This window comes from Pseudoalteromonas sp. A601 (assembly GCF_002165575.1).
Lineage (GTDB): Bacteria > Pseudomonadota > Gammaproteobacteria > Enterobacterales > Alteromonadaceae > Pseudoalteromonas.
The window spans coordinates 42,652-57,760 of record NZ_MXQF01000001.1; the positions used below are offsets into that span (position 1 = coordinate 42,652).

14 protein-coding genes are annotated in these 15,109 nt (G+C 41.0%); 4 read left to right on the plus strand and 10 right to left on the minus strand.

The genetic code is table 11. The annotated features are described in order from the left end of the window. The 7 genes from ispC to rpsB form a co-directional block, all read right to left on the minus strand. Window positions 1–1,206 (minus strand): 1-deoxy-D-xylulose-5-phosphate reductoisomerase, encoded by a 1,206-nt coding sequence (gene ispC / locus B5G52_RS00200; RefSeq protein WP_087530695.1) that lies wholly within the window; start codon window positions 1,204–1,206, stop codon window positions 1–3. Then, window positions 1,203–2,069, minus strand: coding sequence for a phosphatidate cytidylyltransferase (locus B5G52_RS00205; RefSeq protein WP_087530696.1), 867 nt, complete (start codon window positions 2,067–2,069; stop codon window positions 1,203–1,205). Before B5G52_RS00205 ends, ispC begins: the two co-directional genes overlap by 4 nt. Before the next feature lie 16 nt (window positions 2,070–2,085). Further along, complete coding sequence (locus B5G52_RS00210) at window positions 2,086–2,865, minus strand: isoprenyl transferase (RefSeq protein WP_087530697.1); 780 nt, start codon at window positions 2,863–2,865, stop codon at window positions 2,086–2,088. A gap of 58 nt (window positions 2,866–2,923) precedes the next feature. After that, window positions 2,924–3,481 carry a ribosome recycling factor gene (gene frr, locus B5G52_RS00215; protein WP_087530698.1) on the minus strand — a complete coding sequence of 186 codons (558 nt, stop codon included), beginning with the start codon at window positions 3,479–3,481 and terminating at the stop codon, window positions 2,924–2,926. A gap of 14 nt (window positions 3,482–3,495) precedes the next feature. Further along, a complete protein-coding gene (pyrH, locus tag B5G52_RS00220; protein WP_087530699.1) occupies window positions 3,496–4,245 on the minus strand; it encodes a UMP kinase in 750 nt (249 codons plus the stop codon). Between the two features lie 158 nt (window positions 4,246–4,403). Next, complete coding sequence (tsf, locus tag B5G52_RS00230; RefSeq protein ID WP_087530701.1) at window positions 4,404–5,255, minus strand: translation elongation factor Ts; 852 nt, start codon at window positions 5,253–5,255, stop codon at window positions 4,404–4,406. Between the two features lie 104 nt (window positions 5,256–5,359). After that, window positions 5,360–6,088, minus strand: a complete 729-nt coding sequence (rpsB, locus tag B5G52_RS00235; protein WP_087530702.1) for a 30S ribosomal protein S2 — start codon at window positions 6,086–6,088, stop codon at window positions 5,360–5,362. 245 nt (window positions 6,089–6,333) lie between these two features. Between rpsB and map the strand changes: the two genes are divergently transcribed. Genes map through dapD form a run of 3 tightly spaced genes read left to right on the plus strand, consistent with a single transcriptional unit; the run spans window position 6,334 to window position 10,611 of the window. Continuing rightward, window positions 6,334–7,146 carry a type I methionyl aminopeptidase gene (gene map, locus B5G52_RS00240; RefSeq protein ID WP_254911125.1) on the plus strand — a complete coding sequence of 271 codons (813 nt, stop codon included), beginning with the start codon at window positions 6,334–6,336 and terminating at the stop codon, window positions 7,144–7,146. Window positions 7,147–7,158: 12 nt separating this feature from the next. Then, on the plus strand, window positions 7,159–9,774 hold the full coding sequence (gene glnD / locus B5G52_RS00245) for a [protein-PII] uridylyltransferase (RefSeq protein ID WP_087530704.1): 2,616 nt from the start codon (window positions 7,159–7,161) through the stop codon (window positions 9,772–9,774). Between the two features lie 9 nt (window positions 9,775–9,783). Next, window positions 9,784–10,611 carry a 2,3,4,5-tetrahydropyridine-2,6-dicarboxylate N-succinyltransferase gene (gene dapD, locus B5G52_RS00250; RefSeq protein ID WP_087530705.1) on the plus strand — a complete coding sequence of 276 codons (828 nt, stop codon included), beginning with the start codon at window positions 9,784–9,786 and terminating at the stop codon, window positions 10,609–10,611. A gap of 175 nt (window positions 10,612–10,786) precedes the next feature. Here the strand turns inward: dapD and B5G52_RS00255 are convergent, their stop codons facing one another. Further along, window positions 10,787–11,803, minus strand: coding sequence for a DUF2804 domain-containing protein (locus B5G52_RS00255; protein WP_087530706.1), 1,017 nt, complete (start codon window positions 11,801–11,803; stop codon window positions 10,787–10,789). A gap of 206 nt (window positions 11,804–12,009) precedes the next feature. On the opposite strand from B5G52_RS00255, the gene B5G52_RS00260 reads away from it, so the two are divergent. Continuing rightward, a complete protein-coding gene (locus B5G52_RS00260; RefSeq protein WP_087530707.1) occupies window positions 12,010–14,040 on the plus strand; it encodes a BCCT family transporter in 2,031 nt (676 codons plus the stop codon). Window positions 14,041–14,082: 42 nt separating this feature from the next. Here the strand turns inward: B5G52_RS00260 and B5G52_RS00265 are convergent, their stop codons facing one another. Together B5G52_RS00265 and B5G52_RS00270 are read right to left on the minus strand one after the other, a co-directional pair. Beyond that, entirely contained in the window at window positions 14,083–14,670 is a 588-nt protein-coding gene (locus tag B5G52_RS00265; RefSeq protein ID WP_087530708.1) for a hypothetical protein, read from the minus strand. 104 nt (window positions 14,671–14,774) lie between these two features. Continuing rightward, the gene (locus tag B5G52_RS00270; protein WP_087530709.1) at window positions 14,775–15,107 is read right to left on the minus strand and encodes a Na+/H+ antiporter subunit G; all 333 of its coding nucleotides are present in this window, start codon (window positions 15,105–15,107) and stop codon (window positions 14,775–14,777) included. Window positions 15,108–15,109 lie beyond the last annotated feature (2 nt).

Here is a 15,109-nt window from a genome sequence, read left to right on the forward strand (position 1 = left end):
TTAGCGTTGTACCTTGCGTATTTGTTGTGTAGCTTGTTCGCGTGCTAATTGATCACACGCTAAGATTTCATCGAGCGTATGCACATTTACATCGGTTGTTGCCTCAAGTGTTTGTGCATTAACGCGGTATATATCTGTAAAAGCGATATCACCATTTAGAAAAGCAGCAACTGCAATTTCGTTAGCCGCATTAACAGTGGTTGTTGCGCCTTGCCCGGCTTCGCACGCTGCTATTGCCAAGGCTAAATTAGGGTATCGAGTAAAATCAGGTTTGGTAAACGTAAAGTCGGCAATTTGTGAGAAGTCTAATGGTTTAACTCCTGCGTCAATACGCTGCGGATATGCAAGTGCGTGTGCAATTGGGGTGCGCATATCAGGATTACCCATTTGCGCCAGTACAGAGCCATCTTGGTACTGTACCATTGAATGTATAATACTTTGTGGGTGAATCACCACGTCAATATCTTGTGCTGAACAATTAAATAACCATTTGGCCTCAATAAACTCTAAACCTTTGTTCATCATGGTGGCTGAATCAACAGAAATCTTTTGTCCCATAGACCAATTTGGGTGGGCAACCGCTTCAGCGACCGTCACAGCAGCCAAGGTGTCTATATCACGAGTAAGAAATGGGCCACCAGAACCTGTAAGTAAAATTTTACTCACGCCATGCTGCGCTATTTTAGCATTACCTTGCGAGCCCTGTAATGCACTAGGTAGGCATTGAAAAATTGCGTTATGCTCACTGTCTATTGGCAGTAACGTAGCCTTATGCTGTTGTACTTGATCAATAAATAACTGCCCTGACATCACTAAAGATTCTTTGTTTGCAAGGAGTACTTTTTTACCTGCAGTCACCGCACTTAAAGTGGGTATTAAACCCGCGGCGCCGACAATGGCAGACATCACGGCATCAACATCTGGGTGAGCACTCATCTCACTCATTGCATCAGAGCCACTGCGGACAATCGTTTTACAATCTGTACCGGCTAAGTGCTGAATTAATTGCTCTGCTGCTTCAGTTGTTGCCATAACAGCAAATTTAGGCTGATGCGTAACGCATAGCTGAGCCATTAATTTAGCATTAGCACCTGCTGTAAGGGCAAATACTTCGAACTGACTTTGATTACGGGCAATGACATCTAATGTACTAATGCCAATCGAGCCTGTTGCACCCAGTATAACTAGTTGCTGTCTACAACTCATAAACTAAGTGTCCACGCATAACATAAAACAAAAATAGGTGCGGCGGCGGTTAAACTATCAAGTCTGTCTAAAATACCACCGTGACCTGGCAAGCATGAACCACTGTCTTTTAAGCCAGCTTCGCGTTTAAACATGCTTTCTAATAAGTCACCAATCGCTGAAAACAAAGCGATAAAAATAGTCATCACAGCGTAAATTGGCCATACGGCCATATCTACGTCAGTAAAATGGCAAAACGCCAAAACAAAGATGACCGCTGCAACAACACCACCTGCGAGCCCTTCAATTGTTTTATTGGGGCTGACCTTAGGCATTAATTTATGTTTACCAAAATTCTTTCCGGTAAAGTAAGCGCCAATATCAGCACTCCACACAATTCCCAATACGACAAGGATTAACATTGAGCCAAAGTGCGTGGACTCTAAGTAGTTAGCGCTTCGTAGTGTATTCAATGCAAGCCACAATGGTACTAAAGTTAATATACCGGCAATTGCACGCATCACTAAACCATCATTCCATGCTTTAGCCATAGCGGGATAACGCCATACTAGGTAAGTTGCGACAATCCACCATGAGAATGACAAAGTAAATATATAGTTTGCATCTCCCACTAACTGACCATCAACCCAGAGTGATTCTATTGGCCAATGCCAATTCAGCAAGGCTAAAAATATACCTATAAAAACGACAAATGCCACTCGTTTGACTTTATTACAAAGCCCCATAAATGCAGACCATTCCCACGCGCCTAATAAAACAATGGCACCAGCGATGTAACTAAATAAAGTCAGTGGTGTATAAAAAACTAATAACAGCGCCAAAGGCGCTAGCACTAAAGAAGTTAAAATTCGTTGTTTTAGCAAAGTGTTACCCTTTTAATTAGGTTTCGGCGAGTAATTGTTTTATTTGTTCGCCGGTACAACCGAATCGTCGCTCTCTGGCAACGTAGCAGGCGATAGCGTCAGCAAAAGCAGCTTCATTGAAGTCTGGCCAAAGCGTATCTGTAAAATAAAGCTCAGCATAAGCTGCTTGCCATAATAAAAAGTTACTTATGCGCAAATCACCACCAGTGCGGATCAGCAAATCAGGTTCAGCCTGATCGTGCATGCTCATTTGCGAAGCCATAAGTTGCTCAGTAATATCGTTAGGATCTAATTGTCCAGCAGCAACCTGTTTCCCTAACTGTTTAGCTGCATTAGCAACATCCCAACGGCCGCCATAATTTGCAGCCACGTTTAATTTAAGCCCTGTGTTATCTGCAGTCAGTGCATGCGCTGCATCCACTTTGCTGCGAAGAGTGTCAGAGAAACGAGATAAGTCGCCAATAATCGTTAACTTTACATTATTTTTATGAAGCTTTTTCACTTCCTTGCTTAGGACAAATAAAAATAATTCCATTAACGTACTAACTTCATCTTCTGGGCGTTGCCAATTTTCACTACTGAAAGCGAATAACGTCAGCGACTCTACACCCAATTTAGTACAAAATTGGACAGACTGACGCACGGCATCCACACCTTTTTTGTGTCCATAAACACGCGGTCTGTTTTTAGCCTGCGCCCAGCGCCCATTGCCGTCCATGATTATAGCGACATGCTTGGGTAAACATTGCTGTGAAATTTTGTCAGCGTTAAGAACCATAAATATCGAGTATTCCATAAAAAAACGCCGCCTAGTATACCCTAGACGGCGTTTCAAAACTAATAAATTTAGTTGCCTAGATTTCCATCAACTCAGCTTCTTTCGCTGTTAATTGAGTATCCATCTCTTTGATGAACTTATCTGTTAGCTTTTGGATAGCATCTTCAGCTTGGTGCGCTTCATCTTCTGAAATATCTTTATCTTTCAATAAGCTTTTTACATCACCATTAGCATCACGACGAATATTACGTACTGCAACACGGCCACTTTCTACTTCACCACGTACGATTTTAATTAAATCTTTACGACGTTCTTCAGTTAGTGGAGGTAGTGGTACACGAATAACTGCACCCGCTGACATAGGATTCAAGCCCAGATCAGATGCCATAATTGCTTTTTCTACCGCTTGTGCAAGAGACTTATCAAATACACTTAGTGCAAGTGTACGTGAGTCTTCAATTGTAACGTTGGCTACTTGGTTTAACGGCGTTGGTGCACCGTAATAAGACACCATAATACCATCTAAAAGTGCCGGATGAGCACGACCTGTACGAATTTTAGATAATTGACTGCCAAGTGCCGTTACACTTTTCTGCATACGTTCTGCAGCATCTTTTTGAATATCGTTAATCACGGTTCAATCCTAATCTAGTTAGTTACTTCATCTGAGGCTTGTGAAGAGATAAGAGTACCTTCTTCTTCGCCCATAATAACACGCTTCAACGCGCCTGATTTATTCATATTAAATACGCTCAGTGGCATATTATGATCACGTGCTAGTGTAAATGCAGCGAGATCCATTACTTTTAATTCTTTATCAATGATTTCATTGTAGCTTAAGTGACGGTAAAGTGTTGCATCTGGATTTTTTACCGGATCATCACTAAATACACCATCTACTTTAGTTGCTTTTATCACTGTGTCTGCTTCGATTTCAATACCACGTAAACACGCTGCTGAATCAGTAGTAAAAAATGGGTTACCTGTACCCGCGGCAAAAATAACAACACGGCCAGTTTTTAATAAACTAATTGCTTCAGCCCAATTGTATGCATCACACACACCATTTAATGGGATTGCTGACATCAAACGACAATTAACAAATGCACGATGAAGCGCATCACGCATTGCAAGACCATTCATCACTGTTGCAAGCATGCCCATGTGATCGCCTACTACGCGATTCATTCCAGCTTCGGCAAGTGAACCACCACGTAAGAAGTTACCACCACCGATAACTAAACCCACTTCTACGTCGAGTTCTACTAGCTCTTTGATTTCTTGCGCCATGCGATCAAGTACTTTTGGATCGATGCCAAAGCCTTCGTCTCCCATTAAGGCTTCACCACTTAATTTGAGAAGAACACGTCTAAAAATAGGTTTACGATTGATAGTCATAGTATTGGGGCCAACTTTTATTAAATTATGGATAAAAAATAACCGCGCTTATGATAAACATAAAAGCGCGGTTATTTTAAAGAATTTCTATGCGTGACGCAAAAGCAAATAGTACTTTAATTTCATGTATTTTCCTTTTGCATCACAAATAGTTAATCTTACTCACCTTTTGCAGCAGCAATTTGCGCAGCTACTTCAGCAGCAAAATCTTCTTCTTTCTTCTCGATACCTGCACCAACTTCCATACGTACGAAGCTAGTAACTGTCGCGTTTTTCTCTTTAAGAATTTCGCCAACAGATTTTTTCGGTTCCATGATGAACGCTTGACCAGTAAGAGAAACCTCACCAGTGAACTTCTTCATACGACCAACAACCATTTTCTCAGCGATTTCAGCAGGCTTGCCTTCGTTCATCGCGATATCGATTTGTACTTGCTTTTCTTTTTCTACAACATCAGCAGGTACATCATCAGGCGTTAGGTAATCTGGGTTTGAAGCAGCAACGTGCATAGCAACGTGCTTAAGTGTTTCTTCATCAGCAACACCCGCAACAACAACACCAATACGCTCACCGTGACGGTACTCAACTAGTTGCTCACCAGTGATGTACTGAAGACGACGTACATTGATGTTTTCACCAATCTTAGTCACAAGCTCAACACGATCTTCTTCGAACTTAGCTTGTAAGTCTTCGATAGTTGTCGTGTCAGCGATAGCAGCGTCAGCAACTTTGTTAGCAAATGCTAGGAAGCTTTCGTCTTTAGCTACGAAGTCAGTTTGACAGTTAACTTCTACAAGTACTGCAACACCCGCGTTTTGCTTGATGATGATAGTACCTTCAGCAGCGATGTTACCTGCTTTTTTAGCAGCCTTTGCAGCACCGCTCTTACGCATGTTTTCAATCGCTAACTCGATGTCGCCATCAGTTTCAGTTAACGCTTTTTTACAATCCATCATGCCAGCGCCAGTACGCTCGCGTAATTCTTTAACTAGGGCAGTAGTTACAGCCATTAGTAAATCCTCAAATCTGAATTCAGGTTAGATAAGCGGGTTACCCGCTCTACAAGAATAGCAAGTCTTCATCTAAATTTAGATGAAGACTTGATGACAGCTAATTACTCAGCTTCAACGAAATCGTCTTTCTCAGCTTGAGCAACGATGTTGTTTTCACGACCTTCAGTGATTGCAGCAGCAACAGAGGTAGTGTAAAGGTTGATTGCACGGATAGCATCATCGTTACCAGGTACGATGTAATCAACACCGTCTGGGTTAGAGTTAGTATCAACGATTGCAACAACTGGAATACCTAGATTGTTAGCTTCACGGATTGCAATGTGCTCGTGGTCAGCATCGATAACGAAAAGCGCGTCTGGAAGACCGCCCATGTTTTTGATACCACCAAGGCTCTTTTCAAGCTTTTCCATTTCACGGTTAAGCATTAACGTTTCTTTCTTAGTTAACTTCTCGAAAGTACCGTCTTGGCTTTGGATTTCAAGGTCTTTAAGACGCTTGATTGATTGACGAACTGTTTTCCAGTTAGTCAACATACCACCTAACCAACGGTGGTTAACGTAAAACTGATCGCTTGCGATAGCTGCGTCTTTAACTGCTTCGCTTGCTGCGCGTTTTGTACCAACGAAAAGTACTTTACCTTTGTTTGCTGCAGCACCAGATAAAAATTTAAGTGCGTCGTTAAACATTGGTACAGTTTGCTCAAGGTTGATGATATGAACACGGTTACGAGCGCCGAAGATGAAAGGCTTCATCTTAGGGTTCCAGTAACGTGCTTGGTGACCAAAGTGAACACCAGCTTGAAGCATATCGCGCATTGAAACGTTTGCCATTTTGTAAATCCTCTATGTAGTTTAGGGTTAGGCCTCCACATATCCCATAGCACCAACACCGAAGTTTTATTAACTTCAAATGCACCCAAGTGTATGTGACGATACGTGTGTGTGTTAAAATAAAATTGTGTTTGCCTTAAATACAAAAAATCATTTAAGAATTTATTTGTAAAAAGACGGCGCGCTTTATACCATATAAAAAACAAATATTCAACGTCGCGTGCAAAATTTGTGCGACGATAAATGTGTTAAAACTCGACTATGGAGCCTCTATGAGTGCTGTGATCAAGACCCCTGAAGAAATAGAGAAAATGCGTGTAGCTGGGCGCTTAGCGGCAGAAGTGCTAGAAATGATTGAGCCACATGTAGTGCCAGGTGTGACCACTGATGAACTAAATACAATTTGTCATAATTATATTGTCGATGTACAAAAAGCGATCCCTGCTCCACTTAATTACCATGGCTTTCCAAAATCGATATGTACGTCTGTAAACCATGTTATTTGTCATGGTATTCCAAATGATAAGCCATTAAAAGACGGCGACAGTGTCAATATCGATATCACTGTTATTAAAGATGGCTACCATGGCGACACCTCAAAAATGTTCCATGTTGGTACACCTAACATTCAAGGTAAACGTCTTGCACAAATTACCCAAGAAAGTCTGTACTTGGCGATAAAAATGGTAAAACCAGGCGTTCGCCTAGGTGATATCGGTGAAGCAATTCAAAAATATGCCGAAGGATTTAATTATTCTATCGTTCGTGAATATTGTGGCCACGGTATTGGCGCTGAGTTTCACGAAGAACCTCAAATCATGCACTATGGCCGTGCAGGCACTGGAGAAGCTTTAAAAGCGGGCATGTGCCTAACAATTGAACCTATGGTCAATGCCGGTAAACGCCAATGTAAATTACTAAAAGATGACTGGACCGTGGTCACAAAAGACCGTTCTTTGTCAGCGCAGTGGGAACACACGCTACTAGTAACTGAAAATGGTGTTGAAATTTTAACGCTCCGATCAGATGATACGATAGACAGGATCATCGAACATTAGGAGCCAGCCCACGTGGCATTACCCAATAAAGTAAAAAAGTTGCTTAGCGATGCTGAGCAACTAACCGATTACCGCGACTGTTCTGCTTACTTTTATAAATGGTTGCAAAACGAGTTTTCAAAACAACCCGTTGGTAATTTGATTAATGCCCGCGCTGAATTTATAGACCGCTTACTGATCAAACTTTTTCATGTTTATGACTTAGCTCATGAGCCTGATTTAGCACTTATTGCAGTAGGCGGCTATGGCCGTGGTGAATTACACCCTTACTCAGACATCGACTTTTTGTTACTGGTTACAGAGCAACCTAGTGACGCTATTTGTGAAAAAATAGGCCAGTTTGTCACTATGCTATGGGACCTGAGTTTAGAAATAGGTCACAGTGTTCGTACCATAGATCAAGCGATTGAGCAAAAACGTGAAGACGTTACGTTTGCCACCAGCTTACTCGAAAGCCGTTTATTATTTGGCAATCACATCGAATATGAAAAACTGAAAAATCATATTCTCGACACCCCTATTTGGCGCTCAGATGACTTCTTTTTGGCAAAAGTACAAGAACAAAATTTACGTCATAAGAAATGTCATGGTACTGCCTACAACTTAGAACCAAACATTAAAGAAAACCCTGGTGGACTGCGAGACTTACAAACCATTATATGGGTTGCTAAAAAGCACTTTAGAGCAGAAACCCTACAAGAACTAATTAGTCATGGCTATTTAACCCATGAAGAATACCAAGAGCTTTCTGAGTGTTTAGAGAACTTATGGAATATTCGCTTCGCCTTGCACCTAGCTGCAGGACGCTCAGAAAACCGCTTACTGTTTGATCATCAACCTCTGGCGGCAGAAATTCTCGGTTTTGGTAGTGATGGTAAGGCCTCTGTTGAGCGAATGATGAAACGCTTGTTCAGAATAATGAGCCGAGTTCGTGAACTTAACCAAATGTTGTTATCTTATTTCGAGCAAAGTATTTTGCCTGAAACGAGTGAGCAACCCGTTATTGAGTTAGACCGCAGTTTTGAACGCGTTGGCCATCAAATTAGGGTTAAGAATCCTTCGGTATTTTTCCGTCGTGACCAACTCTTTGTGCTGTTTGAGCATATTGCTGATAACCCTGCGATAACACATATTTACCCAAGTACGATTCGTACCATTCGCCAAGTTCGTAGACGCTTGTTAGGTGACTTACAAGATTACGCAGCGTGTCGCGAAGCGTTTTTACGAATAATAAAGCATCCCAACGGCATGGGGCGCGCATTTACTCTAATGCACAAACACGGCATGCTCGCAGCTTATTTGCCACAGTGGCGTAATATTTTCGGTCAAATGCAATTTGACTTGTTTCATGCGTATACGGTTGATGAACATACCCATAAACTAATTAATAATATTTATCAGTACTTTGATAAATCTAACGCTTCTGAGTTTCGATTATGCTGTGAAATAGTCACTCGCATGGACAAGCCTGAGTTACTCTACTTAGCGGGTATATTTCATGATATTGCCAAAGGCCGTGGAGGCGATCACTCTGAACTTGGCTCTGTGGATGCTATCGCTTTTGCTAAACTACATCGATTCACAAATTCTGATGGCAAGCTTATCTCATGGTTAGTGGCTAATCACCTACTTATGTCGGTAACGGCACAACGTAAAGATATTAATGACCCTGATGTGATCAAAGAGTTTGCTTCAAAGGTCAAAACTGAGCGCCAACTTGATTACTTATACTGTTTAACCGTTGCCGATATACGCGCCACCAATGATAACTTATGGAATGACTGGAAAAACACTTTACTGCGTGAGCTGTATTTACATACTCAACGAGCGCTGCGCTTAGGGCTTGAAAACCCAATGGATCAACGCGATCAAATTCGTGATAAGAAGCGCCAAGCAAAACAGCGATTACTAAATCACGGGTTCACTGAAGATAAAATCGATTTAATATGGAGCCGTTTTAAAGCCAATTATTTCACTGCCTTTAGTGAGCAACAAATCTCATGGCACAGCGAACATTTAATTAAGTCAGATCTCACTCAACCTAGCGTTATTGTGTCTAATAAAGCCATGCATGGTGGCACACAAGTGTTTGTTTATAGCCCCTATTCAGGTGCTATTTTTGCGCGTTTAGTGAATGTAATTGGCTCGAAAAAAGCACAAGTACAACATGCTCAAGTACTCACAACCCGTGACGGTTATGTGCTGTTCAGCTTTGTTGTGTTAGAAGTTAATGGCGATCCAATTGCGAGTGGTCGCGCACAATCGATAAAACGCGGACTTGATCAAGCATTAGCAGATCCACGTAAAAAAATACGCTTTAAAAAGAATCGCTCGCAGCGCTTTAAAGACTTTAATATTAAACCTAAAATCATTTTACGTCCTCACCCACGTAAAGACCGCAGTTTAATAGAAATTCAAGCAGTAGATATTCCTGGTTTATTGACCAAAATAGCTGAAGTTTTTCAAGCTCATTTATTACATATACATGCTGCACGTATCACTACCGTAGGTGAACGTGCAGAAGATTTCTTCGTGGTATCGAATAACGAGTACCAAGCACTTACTGACGAAGAGCAAGCAAAAATTCATCAAGCATTGCGTAAAAAACTCAACGCAGAAACCGAATAAGAGGACCTTATGTCAGATTTAAAAACCATGATTGAAAACGCCTGGGATAACCGCGATAGTATTAGCCCAAGCACAGTATCAAGCGACGTAAAGCAAGCTATTATTGACGCGCTCGAATTACTAGATAGCGGTGCTGCACGAGTTGCTGAGAAAATCAGTGGTGAGTGGGTCGTTCATCAATGGTTGAAAAAAGCGGTATTACTGTCATTTCGGATCCGTGATAACGAACCGATGAACGATGGTGTGAACCAGTTCTACGATAAAGTACCGCTTAAATTCAGTGATTACACGGCCGATCAATTTCAGCAAGGTGGTATGCGCGTAGTACCAAACGCTGTCGCTCGTAAAGGCAGCTTTGTCGGTAAAAACGTGGTACTAATGCCATCATACGTAAACATTGGTGCTTATGTTGATGACGGTACCATGGTTGATACATGGGCCACTGTAGGCTCATGCGCACAAATAGGTAAGAACGTTCACCTATCGGGTGGCGTGGGCATAGGTGGAGTTTTAGAGCCATTACAAGCTAATCCAACTATTATCGAAGATAACTGTTTTATTGGCGCTCGTTCTGAAATTGTAGAAGGTGTGGTTGTTGAAGAAGGTGCAGTGATCTCAATGGGCGTTTACATCAGCCAAAGCACGCGTATCTACGACCGTGAAACCGGCGAAATTCACTATGGCCGTGTTCCAGCAGGTGCTGTTGTTGTACCTGGTGCATTACCATCAAAAGATGGCACTCACAGCTTATACGCTGCAATCATCGTGAAAAAAGTAGACCAACAAACCCGCAAAAAAGTGGGTATTAACGCATTATTGAGATCGATAGACGATTAAGAGCTGTAAGCTTTCAGTCGTCAGCGATCAGCTGATTTGAGTTAATAGCTGGGTTTGAGGATATCACTCCCAGCTATTTTATTTTCACTCAATACTAATTAATAACTTAAAACCAAATGTTTACTTTTCTCAGTCAGATCACTTAACTGACGGCTGACGGCTAAAAATACTCACTTTACCATTTAGCATAATGATCTTCGGTAAAGCCCCACTCTCCGTTGAGTGTAATAACTTCATTTTCGAGCGTGATTTGTCCATAAAAACGGCCAAAGTGTTGAGTGAAGTTGCTGGCGATGATAAGTAAATTAGTTTTATCTTGGCGTTTACCTACCGGCTCAAAGGTGAGGTTTATAATGCCGTCATTTGAGCGCAACTGCCATTGTCTGTAATCACTTTTATCGCTATAACGTTTAAATTTAAAATCGACCATATCGATTTTTATTAAAGTGCCATCAAGCCACAGCGCGTTTTCAGTAAAACCTGTTTCCACCACTCCAGCAGCAAGGTTTAAACCTAAACGTCTGCCATCGGCTAAGGTGCAAGCTAAGCTCCCCCAGTTCCAAAATGTTTCTCGGCGCATAAAGCCTGCGCTCCAATCAACACTTGCTAGCGCTTTTACTTGCTCAAGGTTGATATGCTTGCCTCGCCATTCGATAGAGCCTGAGCAAGGAAGTGCTGCAATTTTCTGGGTAAAGTGAAAGCCTGTAAAGCCAGCCCTTACACAAACTGCAAGCGGATTGTATTGTACTGACTCATCAATAACAGCTTCAATTTTTAGACCCGCTTTTAAATAGACTGTGACTTTTCGTAAACCTGATTCATTAATGATCGTGACACTATTCGCGCCTTTATGAAAATGCGCCTTGCCTGAGTTTGGCTTAGTATCAATGTAAGTACCTATAGCAAATAAATTGGTAAAGCTAAACTCCTCAAATTCACCAGTGTTTGGATGATATAGATAGATAAAGCAGTTACTGGCAATTTTTAAATCAACAATCGCCAAACCAACAATAAGTGTTTCACAAGTAAAACTTATAAATTGAAACTGGTTAAACTTTAGTTTTTTCGCAAGCAGGCTTTTTCGCTTGCCCATGCTACTGCGCAAATCAAAATTCAGATAATTAATTTGCTCAATCCCTTGTTCAAACATCCCAAATTTGGCTTCACCATATTGATTAATTAATTTTTTCATAGCTATTAAATCCAGTTAATGTTGAGCATTTAGGCATCAATATTTATATAGAGTACTGTTATTTATGGATTGTTAAAAGGCTAAGCCTTATCGTTTTATCTATTTTGGGTAAAGATAACAAGCTATAAAATTAGCCAGTACTTAGCAGATGTAATAAGGTAAATAGGCATGCTTTAAAGTTAGCTCTCAATATTAAGGATTAATATATGACGAAAAAAACCTTACGCTCAACTATTTTGCTGCCTGTATTTTTACCTGCAGTGTTAATCATTTTGTGCTTAGTACTCGGTACTATTAGTAACCCTGAACTGGCTGGAGAAGCATTCAGCGTTACTTTATCTTGGATAACTGAAACCTTTGGTTGGTTTTATATGTTATCTGTCGCTATATTTTTAGTGTTTATTGTCTCTGTTGCCGCATCAAGTTGGGGCAACATAAAACTAGGCCCTGATCATGCACAACCCCAGTACAGTTTTGCCGAGTGGTTTGCGATGCTGTTCTCTGCGGGCTATGGTGTTGCATTACTTTATTTTGGTGTTGCTGAACCTGTTTTACACTATGCATCCCCGCCAAGTGGCGCAGCAGAGACTGTGGATGCAGCTAAACAAGCAATGCAAATTGCCTTTTTTCATTGGGGTTTTCATATCTGGGCTATATATGGCATTGTCGGTTTAGTGCTTGCTTACTTTGCTTTTCGCCATGGCCTACCACTATCTATTCGTTCCGCTTTATACCCACTTATTGGTGACAAAATTCACGGCCCTATTGGCCATACGGTGGATGTGTTTGCAATTTTAGGCACTCTATTTGGCATAGCAACCACATTAGGTTTGTCGGTCACTCAAATTAATGCAGGGTTACATTATTTATGGCCCACTATTCCTGTTAATACTACGGTCCAAATTATTGCTATCGCGTTGATAACTACAGCTGCAACAGTTTCAGTTGTCGCAGGTATGGATAAAGGCGTAAAGCGCCTCTCGATTTTAAACATGGTGTTAGCAATCACGTTAATGACTTTTGTCTTTTTTGTCGGTTCAAGTATCCATATTTTAGAATCATTTTTGCAAAATACCGGCAGTTACTTAAGCGGTATTGTTGAACGTACATTTAACTTACAAGCCTATAGCCGCAGCGACTGGATAGGCAATTGGACATTATTTATATTTGGCTGGACGATTGCCTGGGCACCTTTTGTAGGCATGTTCATTGCTAAAATTAGCCGTGGCCGCACCATTAGACAGTTTGTCGTTGGTGTTATGTTAGTACCAACTATTTTTACCTTTTTATGGTTCTCTGTGTTTGGCGATACAGCATTGAATCTTATTATGAATGAAGGATTTGACACCTTAATTGCTGATGTACAAGCGAATCACGCTGTCGCGCTATTTCAACTATTTGAAGCCCTACCTTGGTCATTCTTTATCTCGTTGCTGACTGTTATTTTGATTATTACATTTTTTGTTACTTCATCCGATTCAGGATCATTGGTGATTGATTCACTTGCATCAGGTGGGAGCCTCGACACGCCAGCTTGGCAACGCGTTTTTTGGGCAGTATTAGAGGGCACCGTTGCATCCGTGCTATTGCTTGCAGGTGGTTTAAGTGCGCTACAAACAATGACAATAGCCAGTGCATTACCCTTTGCTGTGATCATGTTACTTGCAACTGTTGGTCTTTGGCGCGCCCTACGCATTGAAGGACATAGAGATTCCAGCTTACAAGTACATACATTGACCAACAAAAACCCAAACCTTTCACATTGGAAGCGACGATTAGCTGCGATGGTAAGTTATCCTAACAAGAACGACGTGCATACTTTTATCAGCCAAGTCGTTATAAACGCGATGGAATCTGTACAAGCCGAGTTAAAAACGCGTCAATGGCAAGCCGTTGTAGAATTCGACGATGTCATGGGCCGTGCTTTTCTAACCGTGTTAAGGCATGAGCATGTAGACTTTGTGTATGATATTAGGCTGACAGAGCACGCAACACCAAGCTTCGCTTACGCTGAGTTAAAAAACACTGAGAATGACCCTGAGCTTTATTATCGTGCCGAGGTATTTTTACGCCGTGGAGGTTTATCTTATGATATTTATGGCTTTAATGAAGATGATATTGTTAAGGATATACTCGATCAGTTTGAAAACTACTTACACTTTTTAGATAACAGCCCCGGAGAACTTCCATGGGACATGGCAAAACACGATGACATGCTAGATACCGATAAAAGCTAAACCGTAAATCAGAAAGTACTCACAAGGATGTTGGTACTTTGTCTATTTACAACTATATTCTGTTAAGTCCAGCTGCTTTATTTGCTCACCTTTACCTGCATAATCATTATGCTTAATCACTAGCGTGTTTTCTTTAACCTTAAAGCTAAAATGCCCCAGCCAATCTAATGTCACAATAGGCGTTAAAGTATAGAAACCATTTTGATCTGTACATTGGTATGAAAAGTAATGTGTAGCCTCACCAAGAGTGCCTACATCTGATGTGTATACACTAATATGACCTTGTTGTAGATAATCACCCGCCTGCGTGCCTACAACTACATACCAAGTGCAAATAATTAAAAATAGTGCAAACTGAATTAAAGCTAACCCAAATAGAATCAATGAATACAATTTGTCATACCATTTGACTGGCTCAGAAAACTCTATTTGTGACTTAGCAAAGCTTGCCAGTATTAAGCCCCCAGCTATCACTAGAATTAACTTTACCGGTATAAAATAGGCGCTTAATAAGTACATCGCCTTTTCACTATGGTATTGCAAGCCAAAGGCAGTTGGTACAAATAGGCTGTCAATTAGCGGCAACAAAATAAGTAAGCTAGCGAGCATCAGTTTTTTATTATTTATCATAGTTAATAGCGTTGTATTATTCAGTACGGGTATTAAACAATAGTGAGCAAAAAACCCACTCAGATAAACTCAGCGGGTTTCGTAAAAAAAATGAACACAATCACTTAATCATCTTCAACGTTATCAAGTCCTTTAGTGCCGTCTTTGGCTTTTAACTTATGGTGTATTGCTGATTTTATTAGCATATAACCGCTGATAGGTGCCGTTATTAATAAAAAGATGGTGATCAATAACTCTTTAACACTCACCCCATCCTGTGTGCTGCTAAAAAAAACCATAGCCGCAATCAATACCCCTGCCATGCCAAGGGTCGTTGCTTTAGTAGGGCCGTGCAAGCGCATAAAAAAATCAGGCATTTTTATCAAGCCAATAGAGCCAATTAAGATAAATGCGCCACCGATCAGCAATAAAATAGACACTATCCATTCACTGTACATAC